The organism is Streptomyces blastmyceticus, from assembly GCF_039521185.1.
Taxonomy (GTDB): Bacteria; Actinomycetota; Actinomycetes; order Streptomycetales; family Streptomycetaceae; genus Streptomyces; species Streptomyces blastmyceticus.
Genome location: NZ_BAAABW010000026.1, coordinates 52,737 through 69,997 on the forward strand (window position 1 = coordinate 52,737; position 17,261 = coordinate 69,997).

8 protein-coding genes and 1 pseudogene are annotated in these 17,261 nt (G+C 73.9%); 5 read left to right on the top strand and 4 right to left on the bottom strand.

Translation table 11 applies throughout. The features are described from left to right. Positions 1-139: 139 nt before the first annotated feature. From ABD269_RS23090 to ABD269_RS23105, 4 genes are all read right to left on the bottom strand, one after another. Complete coding sequence (locus ABD269_RS23090; RefSeq protein ID WP_344120592.1) at positions 140-2,881, bottom strand: helix-turn-helix transcriptional regulator; 2,742 nt, start codon at positions 2,879-2,881, stop codon at positions 140-142. Further along, complete coding sequence (locus tag ABD269_RS23095; protein ID WP_344120594.1) at positions 2,878-5,478, bottom strand: AAA family ATPase; 2,601 nt, start codon at positions 5,476-5,478, stop codon at positions 2,878-2,880. Before ABD269_RS23095 ends, ABD269_RS23090 begins: the two co-directional genes overlap by 4 nt. Next, positions 5,475-8,288, bottom strand: coding sequence for a helix-turn-helix transcriptional regulator (locus tag ABD269_RS23100; RefSeq protein ID WP_344120596.1), 2,814 nt, complete (start codon positions 8,286-8,288; stop codon positions 5,475-5,477). Before ABD269_RS23100 ends, ABD269_RS23095 begins: the two co-directional genes overlap by 4 nt. A gap of 217 nt (positions 8,289-8,505) precedes the next feature. Further along, positions 8,506-9,216 carry a LuxR C-terminal-related transcriptional regulator gene (locus tag ABD269_RS23105; protein ID WP_425572982.1) on the bottom strand — a complete coding sequence of 237 codons (711 nt, stop codon included), beginning with the start codon at positions 9,214-9,216 and terminating at the stop codon, positions 8,506-8,508. Positions 9,217-9,831: 615 nt separating this feature from the next. On the opposite strand from ABD269_RS23105, the gene ABD269_RS23110 reads away from it, so the two are divergent. The 5 genes and pseudogenes from ABD269_RS23110 to ABD269_RS23130 all read left to right on the top strand — a co-directional run. Then, the gene (locus ABD269_RS23110) at positions 9,832-11,208 is read left to right on the top strand and encodes a glycosyltransferase (RefSeq protein WP_344120598.1); all 1,377 of its coding nucleotides are present in this window, start codon (positions 9,832-9,834) and stop codon (positions 11,206-11,208) included. A gap of 44 nt (positions 11,209-11,252) precedes the next feature. Further along, positions 11,253-12,311, top strand: a complete 1,059-nt coding sequence (locus tag ABD269_RS23115) for a DegT/DnrJ/EryC1/StrS family aminotransferase (protein ID WP_301890880.1) — start codon at positions 11,253-11,255, stop codon at positions 12,309-12,311. 29 nt (positions 12,312-12,340) lie between these two features. Further along, entirely contained in the window at positions 12,341-13,519 is a 1,179-nt protein-coding gene (locus tag ABD269_RS23120) for a cytochrome P450 (RefSeq protein ID WP_301890881.1), read from the top strand. Positions 13,520-13,596: 77 nt separating this feature from the next. Further along, a complete protein-coding gene (locus ABD269_RS23125) occupies positions 13,597-13,791 on the top strand; it encodes a ferredoxin (RefSeq protein WP_301890882.1) in 195 nt (64 codons plus the stop codon). A 126-nt stretch (positions 13,792-13,917) separates the two neighbouring features. After that, positions 13,918-17,151, top strand: a pseudogene (locus ABD269_RS23130) (type I polyketide synthase); the annotation flags it as partial. Between the last annotated feature and the right edge of the window lie 110 nt (positions 17,152-17,261).

Genomic DNA, 17,261 nt, shown 5'->3' on the forward strand with positions numbered 1-17,261 from the left:
ACACCGCGTGAAGGCTGTCAACGCGATGCGGACCGGGCCGGACTAACCCTGTGGTCACCGGGCCCGGGGGTTCGGTCGCCCGCGGTTCGCGGGGCTTCGGTTCGGTACGGTACGGAGGGAGCGGCCCGTACCGTACGGCTCAGTCGCCCTCCGGTCCGGGCAACAGCGGTGCCAGCACGGCCAGCTCGGACCGTCCGGCGACGTGGAGCTTGCGGTAGGCGCTGGTGAGGTGCTTCTCCACGGCCCGGGAGCTCACTTCGAGCCGTTCGGCGATCTCCTTGTTGGGCGTGCCGTGGGCGGCGAGCCCGGCGACCCTGCGTTCGGCCCGGGTGAGCGCCGCCACCGCCACCGGGTTCCGGGAGCCGGCCGGGTCGGCGAGGTCCCGGCACGCCTGGTCGGCGATCCACGGCACGCCGCAGGACAGGGCCCGGTCGCGGGCCCTGCGCAGCCGGACCTCGCCCTCGGCGAACCGGCCCGCGGCCAGCAGCCGCCGGCCGAGGAGCAGGTCGGTCCGCGCCGATTCCATGGTGTTCACGGACCGTTCCAGGGTGTCGGCGGATTCGCGGAGCAGCTCGATGCCCCGTTCCCCCGCCGTGATCGCGCCCCGGACCCGCTGGGCGCGGCCGATGGCGGTGGGGGTGCCCCAGGCCACGGACCGTTCGTACTCCTCGTCGGCGAGGTCGTGGGCCGCCTGGAGGCGGCCCAGCCGGTGCTGGAGCCCGGCCGCCCAGGCGCGCCAGGGGGCGAGGGCGGGGTTGCGCCAGTCGGCGCGTTCGGCCGAGCGGCCCCAGTCGAGTACGTACTCCAGGGCCGTGGCCGAGTCTCCCTTGACCGCCGCGACGGAGCCCCTGAGGAGTTGGAGGGGGGAGGGCCGGAAGTCGTGGTCGGCGGTCTCGTGCCGGTGGGCGAGCAGGCGCCGGGTCAGTCCGGCGTCCCGGCTGTGGAGGGCGACCATGACGATGGCGGTCAGGGAGGGCAGCGTGGCCCACTCGGTCACGCCGAGGGCGAGGGCCTCCTCGGTGTGGGCCCTGGCGTCCTGCAGCCGTCCCCGGGCCAGCAGGGTGAGGGCGAGCTCTACGGCGATCACCGCCTGGGGGACGGGAGTCGCGTCCCGGCGGGCGCGTTCCCGCGCGGTCGTCAGCCAGGGGCCGATGACCTCCAGCGATTCCGCGGCCGTCAGTACGGCGCACAGCAGGGGCAGCGCGGTGTGGACGTGGTCGGGGGCCGCGGGTTCGTGCTGGAGGACGCGGTTGGCCTGGACGGCGGCCTCGGCGGCCGTCATCCGCTGGGTCACGGTGGCGCCGTGCAGGAGCACGGCGGCCAGTTCGCGTTCGGCGGCGGTGCTCATCGGAGGCGTACCGCCGAGAGCCCGTAACCGCTCGGCGCAGCGGGCGATTTCGCCGGGCCCGGCCACGGCGACATGGCGCAGCCGGGCCTCCAGCCGCAGGGCGGCCTGGCGTTCGACGCCGGTGAGACCGTCCGGGTCGCCCAGTTCGGCGGCCACCTTGGCGACGGTGTCGATGACCGGCGGGGGGCAGCCGCCGAGCAGGGAGGGCGCGGTACGGGCGGCGGCGAGCGCGCGCCCCGTGGGTGTGGGGAGCAGGAGGAGCGCCTGGGAGAGGAGGCGCAGGGCGGCCTGCGGGTCGACGTCGCGCTCCGATGCGGCCAGGTCGAGCAGCAGGGCCGCCCGGTCGGCGCCGGACGACGAACTGCCGAGCAGGGCGCGGCGCAGGTAGCAGGCGGCTTGTGCGGGGGCTCCGCGCCGCCGTGCGGCGGTCGCGGCGGACCGCAGCACCTCGACGGTCCAGCCGTTGGTGACCGAGGTGACGGCGAGGAGCTGGGCGGCGGCGCGTTCGGCCGGGTGGCCGCCGGTGTACAGCAGTTGGGCGGCGCGCAGGTGGATGTCCTCGTGTTCCGCGAGTGTCATCGACTCCTCGGCGGCTTCCCGTACGGACGGGTGGACAAGGCGGGGCGCGGGGCCGTCGGTCAGCAGGCCGAGGCGGCGCAGGCAGCGGGCGGCCTCCTCGCTGCCCGCGGTGTCCAGTTCCGCGAGCCGCCCGGCCAGTTCGAGTCCGGCTTCCTCGTCGAGGACCGCCAGTGCCCGGGCGAGGCGGCGTACCGGTCCGGGCTGGGAGCGCAGGGCGACGGCGAGGCGCTCGCGCAGCGCCACGTAGCGGGGTTCCGCCCCGTCGGGGGCGTGCCCGGCCCGCGGCCCGTCCGGGGTGAGGTCGGCCAGGGCCGCGGTGAGGAACAGGGGGTTGCCGCCCGACGCCTCGTGGCGGGCGGCGACCTGCGCGGGGCGGCCCGGGCGGCCCAGGCGGTCGGCGACGAGGGCCGCGACGGCGTCCACCGACAGCGGGGCCAGCCAGAGACAGGACGTGGCGCGTTCGACGAGTGCCTGTACGGGTGGCGCGTCCGCGCCCGGCTCGCCCTCCCGCACGCTGACGACCACGGTCACGCGCAGGCCCGGCAGCCGTCCGGCGAGCCCGCCGAGCCAGCGCAGGGAGGCGGGGTCGGCCCACTGGAGGTCGTCCACGAGGATCAGCAGGGGCTTGTCCGCGCTGTACTCGACGACGTGGGAGAGGAGGTCGGCGGCCCCGTCCGGGCCGGGGTCGGGGTCGAGGGACCGGCAGCCGGGAAGCGGGTCGAGGAGCCGGCTCACGACGCCCAGGGGGAAGTCCTGTTCCTGCGCCGCGCAGCCGACGGTCAGGGCGCGCAGGCCGCGCGGACCGGCGAGCGCGGGCAGCCCCCGCAGCAGGGCGGTCTTTCCGCTGCCGATCCCGCCGGCCACGGCCAGCAGTCGGCCGTCGCCCCGGTGGGCGGACTCCATCGCAGCGGTGATCAGGTCGAGTTCGCGTTGCCGGCCGCGAAGGGGTGTCATGGTCTCGCTTTCGGTCGGTGCCCCAGCGCGGCGGCCAGTTCGGGCCGACCCTGGATGCCCAGCTTGCGGTAGGTCTTGGTCAGGTGCAGTTCGACGGCGCGCGGGGTGACGAACAGCTCGGCCGCGATGGCCCGGTTGGGCAGGCCGTCGGCGGCAAGGACGGCCACCCGCCGTTCGGCGGGGGTCAGTTCCCGCCGGGGCGCCGGCGTGGTGGCGGGCGGGCAGTCGTCGCGGGCCCGGGGGCGGGCGGTGCGGCGGTCGGACGGGGCGGTGCCGGGGGGCCGTTCGCCGTCCACCGGGGCGCCGCGGGCGCCCCAGGCGCGTACGAGGTGCTGTTCCTCGGCGAGCAGGGCGACGGCCACGGGGTCGGCGGGTGAGGCACAGGCCGAGGCGGCGGCCCAACGCCAGGGCAGGAGGGCGGGGTTGGTCACCTGCCGGGCGAGCAGCCTGCGGCCGCACTCCAGCAGCTCGGCCAGGGCCTGTTCCCGGCGGTCGCGCGCCAGGTGGGTCCGGCCGCGGGCGTAGCACAGGAGGGCGCCGGTCAGTCCGGTCCCGGTGCCGTGCGGGCCGGCCAGGGCGAGCAGCCGTTCGGCCTCGTCCGGCTCGCCCCGTTCCAGCCGCAGCAGGGCCGCGAGGGCGGTCAGTCCCGGGGTGGGGAACGGGGACCCGCGGTGGCCGGGCATGGTCTGCCGGGCCCGGTCCAGGACGTCCGAGGCGGCGTCGGGCCGTCCCCTGCCCAGTTCGGCGAGACCGCCGACGAGCAGGGCCAGGCCGGCCACCGGCCGCACGTCCGCGTACCGGGCCTCCACCACCACCGCGTCGAGGGCGGTACGGGCCTCGTCGTGGTCGCCGCTGAGCACCAGCGCGTGGCAGGCCGCCACCCGCAGGAGGAGCGGCGCGCCACGGTGGGCCTCCGGGGCGAGGGCGGTACGGGCCAGCCGGCGGGCGCGGCCGATGTCCTGGCCGCGCAGGGCGGCGCGCCAGGCCGCGGCGGCGGCTTCCGCCGGTCCGGCGGGCCACGGGGGCAGCGGCGGGACCGGGGCGCGGTCCGGCTCGTGGGCGGCTTCCGGCTCGCTCTGTTCGGCGAGCCAGTACAGGGCGCGCAGGGCGCTCGCGTCGTCGCCGTCCGGAGCGGCACGCCCGGCGGCCCAGGCGATCATCGGCTGGGCGGCGGCCATGTCGCCGTGTGCCACGAGGAGTTCGGCGGTGCGGACGGAGGCGGGTCCGGCCGTGACGCCGACGGACGCGAGCAGGGCCTGGCGCAGGTGCCGGTCGGCCGCTTCGCGGTCGGAGGGCGGGACGGCGGCCGCGAGTTCGGTCAGCAGGTCGGCGCGACGGTCGGGCGGCGCCGGTTCGAGCAGGGCGCGCCGGAGCAGCCGGGCGGCTTCGGCCGGGCGGCCGGCGGCGCGGTGGCGGGCCGCCTCGCCGCGCAGGAGCCCGGCGGCCCAGTCGGCGTCGCCGGGCCGCGCGTTCAGCAGCATGCGGGCCACCGAGCTGTCGGGGGCGGCGGTCCGGTACGCCCACTCGGCGGCGCGGCTGTGGAGTTCCTCGCGGCTTTGGACGCTCAGGCCGGCCAGGACGGCCGCGGCCGCCGCCGGGTGCCGGAAGGCGGGCCGGTCGCCGGGGACCAGCAGGCCGGTCCCGGAGAGCAGGGCCAGGGCGTGCGGGGCGCGTGCCCCGGCGAGCGCGGTGATCATGGAGTGGGTGCAGTCGGGCCCGGCGGCAGCGACGACGCGCAGGACGCCGCGGAGCTCCTCGGGCAGCTCGGCGAGGAGGTACCGGGTGCGCTGCCGGACGGACTCCGCGACGCAGTCGGCGAGTCGGTTCAGGTGATCGGCGGTCGGCTGCCAGTCGTGGCGTGCGAACCGGCTGACGACCGAGCGCAGCAGCGCGGGGTTTCCCTCGACGGCGCGTATCGCCGCCTCCCGGAACGCGGGGTCGGCCGGGGTGTGCCAGGCCCGGTCGAGGAGCCGGCCGACGGCCGGGTCCGGCAGCGGGCCGAGGGGAAGGACGTGCCGGTCGACGGTCCGGTCGCCGTCCAGCGGGCAGGGGGCGATCCGGTCGTCGGGGTCGGCGGGTGCGGCGTCGCTGCGGGCGGTGAGCAGCATCAGGCAGGTGCCCGCGAGGCGGCGGGCGAGGCTCTGCAGCCAGCGCAGCGACGCCGGGTCGGCCCACTGGACGTCGTCGACGACGAGGAGCAGCGGCTCGGTGCGGGCGGCGGCGAGGAACTCGTGGCGGAGGGCGGCCCGTTCGTCGTCCCGTACGCCCGGCCGGGACGGCGGCGCCGTGGCGTGGCCGCCGCGCGCCAGGGTGCCGCGCAGTTGCCGGGCGAGGCCGTAGGGCACATCGGCTTCCTCCGGGCACGCCTGGGCGGCGACGGCCCGGACGCCGGCCCGTCCGGCCAGGACGACCGCGCGGTCCAGCAGGGCGCTGCGGCCGATGCCGGGCGGGCCGTGCACCTCGGCGAGGGCGGGCCGGCCCTGGCCCAACCGCAGCAGCGCGGCGGTGAGCAGGGCCTCTTCCTCCTCGCGTCCGGCGAGTGGCGAGGATTCGCCGGGGCCGTCGCCGGGCGGGGTCGTGTCCGTCGTTCCGGTCATCGGCCCGCCACCAGCAGGTCGGCGGGGCCGAGGCCGCCGGGCAGCTCGGCGCGGCCGCGTACGTCGAGTTTGCGGTAGACGTTGGTCAGGTGCATCTCCACGGTGCGGGTGGTGATGAACAGCGTCTCGGCGATCTTCTTGTTGCTCGCTCCGTCCTGGGCCAGGGCGGCCACGCGGCGCTCGCTTTCGGTGAGGGAGTCGAGCGGGTTGGCGGCGAGCTGCGGCATCCGTCCGCCCGCGCTGACCAGCAGCCGGCGGGCGGTGGCGGCGAGCAGGTGGTAACCGCTGTGTGTGGCTCTTTCGATGACGAGGCGCAGATGGCGGCGGGCGCCGTCGGCGTCGCCGTGGCGCAGCAGTTCGTGGCCGAGCTGGAATTCGGCCTTGGCGAGTTCCAGGCGGGCCGGGGAGGAGTTGAGGGCGTCCACCGCGTCGTCGAGCAGCCGCAGCCGGGCGCGGCCCTCGGCGACGCAGGCGGCGGCGATCAGGCCCTGGCCGAGGGCCCGGGGGGTGCCCCAGCGCCGCACGGCCGGCTGGATCCGCTCGACGACCTCGGCGGCCTCGGCGGGCCGGCCGAGGCGGACGAGGGTGGTGACGGCGGGCAGCCACCAGGGGGCCATGACCGGGTTGCCCACGCCGGCTTCCTCCAGGCTGCGTCCGCACCGCCGCCACGCCGCCAGGGCGCCTTCCAGGTCGCCCAGTTCGCGCAGGGCCCGGCCCCGGATGTAGAGGTAGTGGTGCCAGTCGAAGATGCGGCGTTCGAGCACGGCGTCGGTGCGCACGACCTCGTCCAGTACCTGGCATGCCTCGTCGGTGAGGCCCGCGGAGAGCAGGGAACCGCTCAGGGCGAGCCGGGGCGTGGGCGCGGGGTCGCCCGGCCAGGCCTGCTCGGCGAGCGCGACCGCGGCCCGCCCGTGGTGCAGGGCGCCGCCGACGTCGCCGGTGTCGTGGAGGGTGAGGGACCGGACGGACAGCGCCCAGACCTGTGTCCATACCCCGTGGCGGGCGGGGGTGCCGGCGCAGAAGCGCTCCAGGCCGGCCAGTGCCTCGTCGGCGGCGTCCGCGTGGGCGAGGACGGTGGAGCAGCCGACGATCCACCAGCCGGAGCCGGTGGTCTCCTCGACCCGCAGGGCCGTGCGGGCGAGTGCGACCGCTTCCTCGGCCGGCCTGCCCTCCAGGCACGCCAGGGTGCTCATGGCGGCCAGCAACTGGCGCTCGGCGGGGCTGTCGCCACGCGGCGGTGTCCAGGTGCGGGCCCGTTCGCGGGCCCGGTACATGGCGGTCTTGTCGTTGACGGCGGTGACCAGGAGCGCCGAGGCGATGGTGGTGCGGAGTTCGCGGTCGGCGGGCCCGGGGTCGGCGCCCAGGTCGGCGTCGAGGCCGTCCAGGACGAGCCCGAGGGTGCGCGCGGCGTCGGCCGCATGGGGGGTCCCGACGGCCGAGAGGCCGAAGTCCATGGCGATGGTGGCCCGCTCCCGGGCGTCCGTGGCGGCGGCCAGGGCCTCGTGCAGGTGCCCCAGCGCGGCGGCCGGATCCGTCGGGGCGTAGGCCCGTGCCAGCTCCCGGTGGATGTCCTTGCGTTCGGCGGCCGTCCGCCGTGCCGCCAGAGCGCGCCGCAGGCAGCCGAGGATCTCCGCGGTGGCGGCGTCGCCGGGTGCTTCGGCGATGGCGTCGCGGAGCACGGCGAGCATCCAGGGTTCGTCGATGCGTTCCAGGAAGAGGAGTTGGCCGACGACGTCGCCGACCGGCCGGCCGGCGTCGTTGAGCAGCCGGGCGGCCCGGGCCCGCAGCGCCTGCAGGTCGTCGGCCGGTATGCCGGTGAGGACGGCCCTGCGGAGGGGGTCGCGCATGGCGGGCCCGCGCCCTGCGGTGAGGACGGCCTCGAACCGGCCCAGCACGCCCAGGGCGGCCTCCGCGCGCCGGCCGGAGACGCCCGCCAGCACGCTCAGCAGGTCGGGTTCGGCCCGGCCGAGGACGGCCAGGGCGGTGGCGACCTGCCGTACGGAGCGGGGCTGGAGGGCCAGGAAGTCCGGTATCAGCGAGGCGAGTACGCCGCCGTGGACCGTGTGCAGCCGGCGCAGGCTGCCGCGGTCGGGGCGGATCCCGGCCGTGCGCAGTCCGGCGAGCAGCCGCCCGAGCAGCAGTGGGTTGCCGCCGCAGATCTCCGCGCAGCGCCGGGCGAAGTGCGGGTCCACGGGTCCGCCCAGCGCCCGGTCGATCATCCGGCCGGTGCCGGTCTCGCTCATCGGCCCCAGCTCCAGCAGTGTGCACCGGTCCTGGGCCAGCAGTTCGGCCAGGACGGCGTCGCCGGGTCCGTCGCTCTCCGTGCGCTGGGCGAGGAGCACGAAGAAGGGGTGCGCAGTGACTCTGCGCAGGACGAAGTCCAGGCGGCGCAGGAGCTCTTCGTCGTACCCCTGGGCGTCGTCGAGGACGAGGGCCAGCGGGCCTTCGGCCAGCAGACGGAGGATGCGGGCGTGCAGTCGGCGGCACTCCGCGTACGGGTCGGGCGTCGCGGGTGACGGTCCGTCGGGTTCCGTCGGCACGGGCCCGCCGGGAAGGGCCGGCAGGTCGGGGTCCCGGCCGGGTGCGGTCCCGTCGCCCAGGGTGCGTACGGTGAAGCCGTCGGCCCGCAGGCGGGTGACGGCGGCGGCCAGCAGGCTGCTCCGGCCGATCCCGGCGGGGCCCTGGATCAGTACGGCCCGCGCGGTTCCCGCCCGGGCCGTGGCGGCCTGCCGCAGCACACAGTTCAGTTCGGCGGAGCGGCCGACGAGGTCCTGGGACGACTCATGACGTGTCTCGATGCTGGCCGCCACAGCGTTCCTTTCGCGAAGCCGGCCGCGGCCCCGTTGACGATCGGCGCGCCGGCGGCCGGCTCCCTGGGGAATCGGCCTGCATGATCCAGTCGACATGACACTAAGGAGAGGAAGTGGACAATTCCACAGGGCTTTGAGTCAGAGCGGGGAGATTTGGCCGGATTGGCGCCGTCGGGAGCGGGAGACGCCCGCACCCCGGCCTTCGTGCCGCCTCACTTCACGAGGCCTTCCGTTCCTGCTTCACGAAGTCCTCCACGACCTCGGGCGGCCAGGTGCCGACCTTGAGCACGCCCATGGAGTAGGCGCGGGAGACGAGCGCGGCGCGGTTGGGCACCTTCAACTTCCGAAGCAGACAGGTCACGTGGTATTCGACGCCGTGCGGGCTCAGATAGAGGCGTGAGGCCAGCGGGACGGTGGAAACGCCGGCGGCGATGCCCTCCAGAATGCGTGCGTCCATGGCGGACAGCACCTTCTTCCGGTTGGTGACCACAGGCGTCCCCTCGGCATCCCCGGCCGTGGGCATCATCACGAGGATCGCGTTGGTGCCGGGCAGTCCGCCGCGCACCGCGACCGCGGTGAGGGGAACGGTGAAAGCGGACCCCTCACCGGGGCGCACGGCGATGACGGGAGTGACGAAGCGCTGGCGCTTGCCTTCGAGCAGGTGGGAGAACTGGCGTAACAGCGGCATCTGGACACTCGGGTGCACGACATCGCGGATACTGCGGCCGCACAGCTCCTCCGAGGAGCCGTTGAACTGGCGGAAGAACTCCTGGTTCGCCTGCTGGATGGTCAGGGACGCGTCGAGCCCTGCCAGGCACATGCCCGCCTGGTCGGGCTGCCGGCCGCCGTCCGCGCAGCCGTCCCGGTCCGACGGATCGCCGTCCGCCTCGAACCGGGCCGAATCAATGAGTGTGGGGACTGCATTCAACAAGGGAAGATCCCCTTCATGAAACTTCATGTGCTGGTGGGATTAATCGAAGGCTAGTTAGCCACCGGTGCGGGGGGCAACGACCGCCATTGTGAAGTCGCCTAAACCTGCGGCTCGACCTGGAAAGGTTCGGTCGCGATCCGCCGCTTCGGTGGCTCCGTACGGCCGAAATCGCGCCAATCGCCGCCCTTTTACGCCACGACCGGGCCGGGTTTTCACTCTCCGCACACCTGCGGTCACTGTCCGGCGGCATGCGGGGTCTGCGGGCGGCGCGGCAATGGGCGCCGGGCCGTGGCGACATGATGAATGAAGAACACGTAACTGCCGCATTAAATTGACCGCCGGAATACGCGGACGAGCGCGCGCCACTCCTGGTTGCGGCGTTCTCGACAAAAACGCGTCAAGCGTCTTCCGGAGCGTCAGGGAACTCGGACCGACCCGTTACCGGGCGACACAGCACCCGCCGCGCGGGCCGCCGGGAAACGAGGGACCGGGCCGCGGGCGGCGGAGTCTAAGGATTTCCCGGCGACCGGCGTGAGATCAAAGGTGAGTACGGCCAGCCGACCCGCACGGGAGCGTGCTCGACGCGCCCCCGCCACCGCTGAAAGGGAACCCATGGAATCCGCCCGACGGCCGATCCTCTTCGTCAGCCTTCCGGAGAGTGGCCTGCTCAACCCGCTGCTCGTCCTGGCGGGCGAGCTCTCCCGCCAGGGAGTGGAGGACCTCTGGTTCGCCACCGACGAGCCGCGGCGCGACGATGTGAAGCGGATCGCCGAGCGTTCCCCCGTGGAGTTCGCCTCCCTGGGCGAGGTCATCTCCGAGCTCTCGGCGGTCACTTGGAGCGACGAGGTCTACCGCGAGGTCACCCAGAGCTCGCGCTTCAAGGCTCACCGCGCGGTCATCAGGCAGTCCTTCAAGCCCGGTCTGCAGGACGTGAAGTACCGCCGGCTCGCGGCCGTCGTCGACGAGGTGCAGCCGGCGCTGATGGTCATCGACTGCATCAGCGGCTTCGCGATCGACCTGGCCATCGCCCGGGGGATCCCGTACGTGCTGAGCGTGCCGTTCCTGCCGAGCAATGTGCTGACGGCCTTCACCCCCTTCGGCAAGAGCTACACGCCGAAGGGCTTCCCCGTCCCGCACACCGGGCTGCCGGGCACGATGAGCCTCGCCCAGCGCGTCAGCAACGAGCTGTTCAAGGTGCGGGGCGTCACGATGTTCTGCACGCCCAGGATGGGCAGGGTCCTGATGGCGGACCACCGGCGGCGCAAGTCGCTCGGCCTCCCGACGCTCACCCTCATGGCGCGGATCGAGCAGGCCGAGCTGGTCCTGTGCAACTCGATCGCGGAGCTGGACTACCCCTTCGACATCCCCGAGAAGATGCGGCTGGTCGGCGCGATGGTGCCGCCGCTGCCCGAGGCCCCGGACGACGTGGACCTCTCGGGGTGGCTGGAAGCCCAGTCGTCCGTCGTCTACATCGGGCTCGGCACCATCACCCGGCTGACCCGTACGGAGGTCGCCTCCATCGTGGAGGTCGCCCGCCGGCTCGAAGGCCGGCACCAGGTGCTGTGGAAGCTGTCGAAGGAGCAGCAGCAACTGCTGCCGCCCGAGGAGTCGCTGCCGGCCAACCTGCGCATCGAGAGCTGGGTTCCCTCGCAGCTCGATGTCCTGGCCCATCCGAACGTGAAGGTGTTCTTCACGCACGGCGGCGGCAACGGCTTCAACGAGGGTGTGTACTTCGGCAAGCCGCTCGTGGTGCGGCCGCTGTGGGTGGACTGCTTCGACCAGGCCGCCCGCGGCCGGGACTTCGGCATCAGCCTGACCCTGGACCGGCCGCAGACCATCCACCCCGGCGACGTCGTCGACAAGATCGAGCGGGTGCTGGGCACCCCCTCCTTCCGCGAGAACGCGGAGCGGCTCGGGGCCCTTCAGCACGCGGCGGGCGGCCGGGAGGCCGCGGCCTCCCGGATTCTCGGGCTCCCGGCCCTGGCATGAGCGCACACGAACACCCGCCACACACGAGGAGTAAGGAAGCGACGATGTCGTTCACGTACCCGGTATCGAGGCCCGCTCTGGACGGCAGAGAGCTCGAATACGTCACCGCCACCGTCGAGGACGGCTGGATATCGTCCCAGGGGCCGATGATCCAGCGCTTCGAGCGCGCCTTCGCCGACTACAACGCGGTCGCGCACGGTGTCGCCTGTTCCTCCGGGACGGCCGCCCTCACCCTGGCCCTGCGGGCCCTGGGCGTCGGCCCGGGGGACGAGGTGATCGTCCCCGAGTTCACCATGATCGCCTGCGCGTGGGCGGTCACCTACACCGGCGCGACGCCCGTGTTCGTCGACTGCGCGGACGACCTGAACATCGACGTCACCCGCATCGAGGAGAAGATCACCCCGCGGACGAAGGCGATCATGCCCGTCCACATCTACGGCCGGCGCTGCGACATGGACGCGATCATGGACATCGCGTACCAGTACAACCTGCGCGTGGTGGAGGACTGCGCCGAGGCCCACGGTGTCCGCCCGGTCGCGGACATCGCCTGTTACTCGCTCTTCGCCAACAAGATCATCACCTCGGGCGAGGGGGGCATCTGCCTCACCGACGACCCCAGGCTGGCGGGGCAGCTGGAGCATCTGCGCGCCATGGCCTTCACCAAGGAGCACAACTTCCTGCACAAGAAGGTCGCTTACAACTACCGGATGACCGCCATGCAGGCCGCCGTCGCCCTGGGCCAGGTCGAGCGGCTGGACGAGATCCTCGCGACGCGCCGCACGATCGAGAAGCGCTACGACGAGGGCCTCGCCGACGTCCCCGGCATCACGCTGATGCCGCCCCGGGACGTGCTGTGGATGTACGACCTGCGGGCCGAACGCCGTGAGGAGCTGCGGGCGTTCCTGGCCGATCAGTCCATCGAGACCCGGCTCTTCTTCAAGCCGATGAGCCGGCAGCCCATGTACCTCCACCCCGACTGGCCCTCGCTCAAGGCGAACGACTTCGCCGAGGACGGGCTGTACCTGCCCACCCACACCGGGCTGACCGCCGCCGACCAGGACTTCGTGATCGGCAGGATCCGCGCGTTCTACGGCGTCGGCTGACCGGCCCGTCCGAGAGGGGATTTCCGCACATGACGCAATCCGCACCACAGGTGGTCGACTTCCCGCTGCGCAGTCCCGACGTGCCCTTCCCGCCACCCGGTTACGCCGACTACCGCGGGCAGGAGGGGCTGGTCCCCTCGCGGCTGCCCAACGGCGAACGGGTCTGGCTGGTCACCCGGCACGAGGACGTACGCGCCGTGCTGACCAGCCCGAAGATCAGCTCCAACCCCGAGCACAAGGGCTTCCCGAACGTCGGCGAGAGCCTGGGGGTGCCCAAGCAGGCGCAGATCCCGGGCTGGTTCGTGGGGCTGGACTCCCCGGAGCACGACCGGTTCCGCAAGGCGCTCATCCCGGAGTTCACCGTCCGGCGCATCCGGGAGATGCGGCCGGCGATCGAGCGCACGGTGGAGGCGCGCCTGGACGCCATGCTGGCCGCCGGCAACTCAGCCGACCTCGTCGCCGACTTCGCGCTGCCCATCCCGTCCCTGGTGATCTCGTCGCTGCTCGGCGTGCCGCCGACCGACCGCGAGTTCTTCGAGTCCAGGACGCGCACCCTGGTCGCTCTCCGCGCCTCGACCGACCAGCAGCGGCAGGCCGCCTCCAAGGACCTGTTGCGCTACATCGGCCGGCTGGTCGAGATCAAGGGCAAGTGGCCCGGCGACGACCTCGTCAGCCGGCTGCTGGCCACCGGCTCGATCGCCCCGCACGAGCTGTCGGGCGTGCTGATGCTCCTGCTCATCGCCGGCCACGAGACGACGGCCAACAACATCGCGCTCGGCGTGCTCACGCTCCTGACGAACCCTCAGTGGATCGGGGACGACCGGGTCGTGGAGGAGACGCTGCGCTTCCACTCGGTCGCCGACCTGGTGTCCCTGCGGGTGGCGGTCGAGGACGTGGAGATCTCCGGGCAGCTCGTCAGGGCGGGCGAGGGCATCGTGCCCCTGGTGGCCGCGGCCAACCACGACGAGAACAGCTTCGAGTGCCCCCACATGTTCGACCCCTCCAGGTCCGCCCGGCACCACGTGGCCTTCGGCTACGGCGTGCACCAGTGCCTGGGGCAGAACCTGGTGCGGGTCGAGATGGAGATCGCCTACCGCAAGCTCTTCGAGCGCATCCCGGATCTCGAACTCGCCGTGCCCGCCGAGGGGCTGGCCTACAAGCACGACGGCGTGGTGCACGGTCTGCACGAACTGCCGGTCCGCTGGTAGACGACACCCGCCCCGCCCGCCGGACGCGCCGCAGGCCGCCCGGCGGGCCCGAACCCGACCGCAGGAGAGAGAAACCAATGCGTATCACCGTCGACCCCGACCGCTGCGTGGGAGCCGGCCAGTGCGTGCTGTCCGCGCCGGAGGTCTTCGACCAGGACGAGGACGGGCTGGTCACCCTCGTCGGCGCCGGGCCCGGCGCCGGCAAGGAGTCCTCGATCCGGCTCGCGGGCGCCCTGTGCCCGTCCCAGGCGATCACCCTGCACGAGGACTGACATCCGACCAGGGTGATCCGCCGACCGCGTCCCCCCACCGATGAAAGCACTTGAAAAACGGGAGTGAAGGTGTCCGTCAGCACAGATGACCACGCGATCGATCCGCCTGCCGCGCACCACGCACCGGCCACGGAAGAACCGGTGGCGATCATCGGCATGGCCTGCCGGCTGCCCGGCGGAGCCGACTCCCCCCAGGCCCTGTGGGCCCTGCTCGCCGACGGGGCCCATGCGATGTCCGGCTTCCCCGCCGACCGCGCCTGGGATCTCGACCGGCTCTTCGACGACGACCCCGACCGCCCCGGCACCACCTACGCACGCGAAGGCGGCTTCCTGCACGACGCGGGCCACTTCGATGCGGGCTTCTTCGGCATGTCCGACCAGGAGGCGACGGCGACCGACCCGCAGCAGCGGCTGCTCCTCGAAGTCGCCTGGGAGGCCTTCGAGGAGGCGGGCATCGACCCGACGGCCCTGAAGGGAACCCGCACCGGCGTGTTCACCGGCGCGATGCACCGCGACTACGCCGCCAACGCCTCCGTCGGGCAGGGCGCGCTGGAGGGCATGCTCGGCGCCGGGACCGCCGGGAGCGCGGTCTCCGGACGCATCGCGTACACCTACGGGCTGGAGGGCCCTGCGCTGACGGTGGACACCGCCTCCTCGTCCTCCCTCGTCGCCCTGCACCTGGCCTGCCGGTCCCTGCAGTCGGGCGAGTCCTCCCTGGCGCTGGCCGGCGGCGTCACCGTCATGGCGTCACCGGCGCCGTTCACACACTTCTCCCGGCTGCGCGCGCTGTCCCGGGACTCCCGCTCGAAGGCCTACGCGGACGGCGCCGACGGCTCCGTCTGGTCCGAAGGGGCGGGGCTGCTCCTGCTGGAGCGGCTCGGCGACGCCCGGCGCAACGGGCACCGCGTCCTGGCGCTCGTACGGGGCTCCGCCGTGAACCAGGACGGCGCCTCCGAGGGGCTCACCGCGCCGAACGGGTCCGCGCAGCAGCGCGTCATCCGCCAGGCCCTGGCCGACGCGCGGCTGGCGCCGCAGGACGTCGACGCCGTGGAGGGCCACGGCACCGGCACACCGCTCGGCGACCCCGTCGAGGTCCAGGCCCTGCTCGCCACGTACGGCAGGGAGCGGCCCGAGGGACGCCCGCTGTGGCTGGGGTCGGTGAAGTCGAACATCGGGCACACACAGGCCGCCGCCGGGGCCGTCGGGGTCATCAAGACGGTGCTCGCGATGCACCACGGCCTGCTGCCCGAAACCCTGCACGTGGACGCGCCGACGTCCCGGGTGGACTGGTCCGCCGGCTCGGTACGCGTACTGACCGAGGCCCGGCCCTGGCCGCGGGAGAGCGGACGGCCGCGCCGGGCCGGCGTGTCCTCCTTCGGGCTCACCGGCACCAACGCCCATGTGATCCTCGAGGAAGCGCCGGCCGAGGACGTCGCGGAGACCGGCACCGCGGAGATCCCGGAGCCGGACGGCGGGGCGACCGCGTCCTGGATCCTGTCCGCCCGCAGCCGGGCGGCGCTCCGTGCGCAGGCACAGCGGCTGGCCGAACGCGTGCAGGCCGACCTCGGGCTGACCGCGCAGGACGTCGCCTACTCGCTGGCCACCACGCGCGCCCGGCACAGGCACCGGGTCGTCATCAGCGGCTCCGGGCGTGCGGAACTGCTGTCCGCGGCGGCGGGATTCGGGAACGGCAAGCGGGCCGCCGGGGTCACCTCCGAGGACGCCCCGCCGGGCGGGCTGGCCATCGTCTTCCCCGGGCAGGGCGGCCAGCGGCCCGGCATGGGGCGCGCCGCGGCCGAGACGTTCCCCGTGTTCGAAGCCGCTCTGTACGAGGTGTGCGCCGCCATGGACCCGCTGCTGGAGCGGTCGCTCACCTCGGTGATGTGGGCGGATCCCGGCTCCGAGGAGGCGGTACTCCTCGACGACGCCACCTACGCGCAACCGGCGCTGTTCGCCGTCCAGGTCGCCCTGTACCGGCTCTTCGAATCCTGGGGCGTGACCCCGGACCGCCTGGTGGGGCACTCGGCCGGCGAGACCACCGCCGTTCATGTGGCGGGCGGACTCGACCTCAAGGACGCGTGCATCCTGGCGGCGGCCCGGGGCAGGCTGATGGACGCGCTGCCGCCCGGCGGGGCGATGGCGGCGGTCCGCATCTCGGAGAGCGAAATGGCCCCGTGGCTCGCCGAGTTGCCGGAACCCGTGTCGATCGCCTCCGTGAACGGGCCGCAATCCCTCGTGCTCTCGGGCGCCGAGGCACCCCTGGCCGCGCTCACGGACCGGCTCGACGCCGCCGGCCACAAGAGCCGGCGGGTCGCGGTGAAGGGCGCCGCCCACTCACCGCTCATGGACCCCCTGCTGGAGGAGCTCGGCGCGATCGCCCGCACCCTGTCCTATTCCGCGCCCGCCATCCCCGTCGTCTCGACCGTCACCGGCAGGCACATGACCACCGAGGACGCCCACGATCCCGACTACTGGGTGCGGCACCTGCGGGATTCCGTGCGCTTCAAGGACGCGGTCGACCGGCTCCGGGACGAACGCATCACCGGGTTCCTGGAGCTGGGCCCGCATCCGGCACTCACACCGATGATCGACGAGTGCCTGGAGTCCGCCGACCCCGGCTACGGGGCCACCATCTCGCCGAGCCTGCGCGCCGGGGAGAGCGAGCCGCACGCCCTGCTCACGGCGGTCGCCCGGATGCACGCCCATGGCCTTCCCGTCGACTGGCGCGCGGTACTGCCCGGGGCGCGGCCCGTTCCCCTGCCGACCTACGCCTTCCAGCGACGGCGGTTCTGGCTGACGTCCGCTCCCGTGGACCCGGCGGCCGTCGCCTTCGTCACCGAGGACGAACCGGGCGACGACGAGCCGTCGGAGCTCGCCGCCCGGCTGGCCGGCCTCGACGAACTCGAACAGGACGCGCTCATAAGGGAGGTGATCCTCACCGAGACCGCGGCGGTGCTCGGCGAGGAGGAGCCGTCGGCCGAGGCGGGCAGGGCGGCGTTCAAGGACATGGGCATCGGCTCGGTGAGCGCGGTCGAGCTGCGCAACCGGCTCATCGCGGCCACGGGCGTGCGGCTTCCGGCCACGCTCGTGTACGACCACCCCACGCCGGACGCCGTCGTCCGGCTCGTACGCGACAGGCTCTCGCGCACGGCCACCCCGGTGCGCGACATGGACTCCGTCGTGGCCGAGCTGGAGTCCCTGCTCACGGAGGGTGCGGAACTCTCCGCGGAGACGGTGGCGCGGCTCAAGGCGGTGACGGCGGGGCGGGACAGCGGCCCGGGCGGCTCCACCGGCGGCGCTCTCGACCTGGAATCGGCCAGCGACGACGACCTGTTCCGCCTGATGGACGCGACGAGTTGACCGACGGGCGCGGGTCCCCTCACCGGGACCCGCGCCCACTCCGTGGGCCCCCGGCATCCACGGCACACGCCGCCCGGAATTCCCCGCGCGGCGCTCGGAACACTCATCTG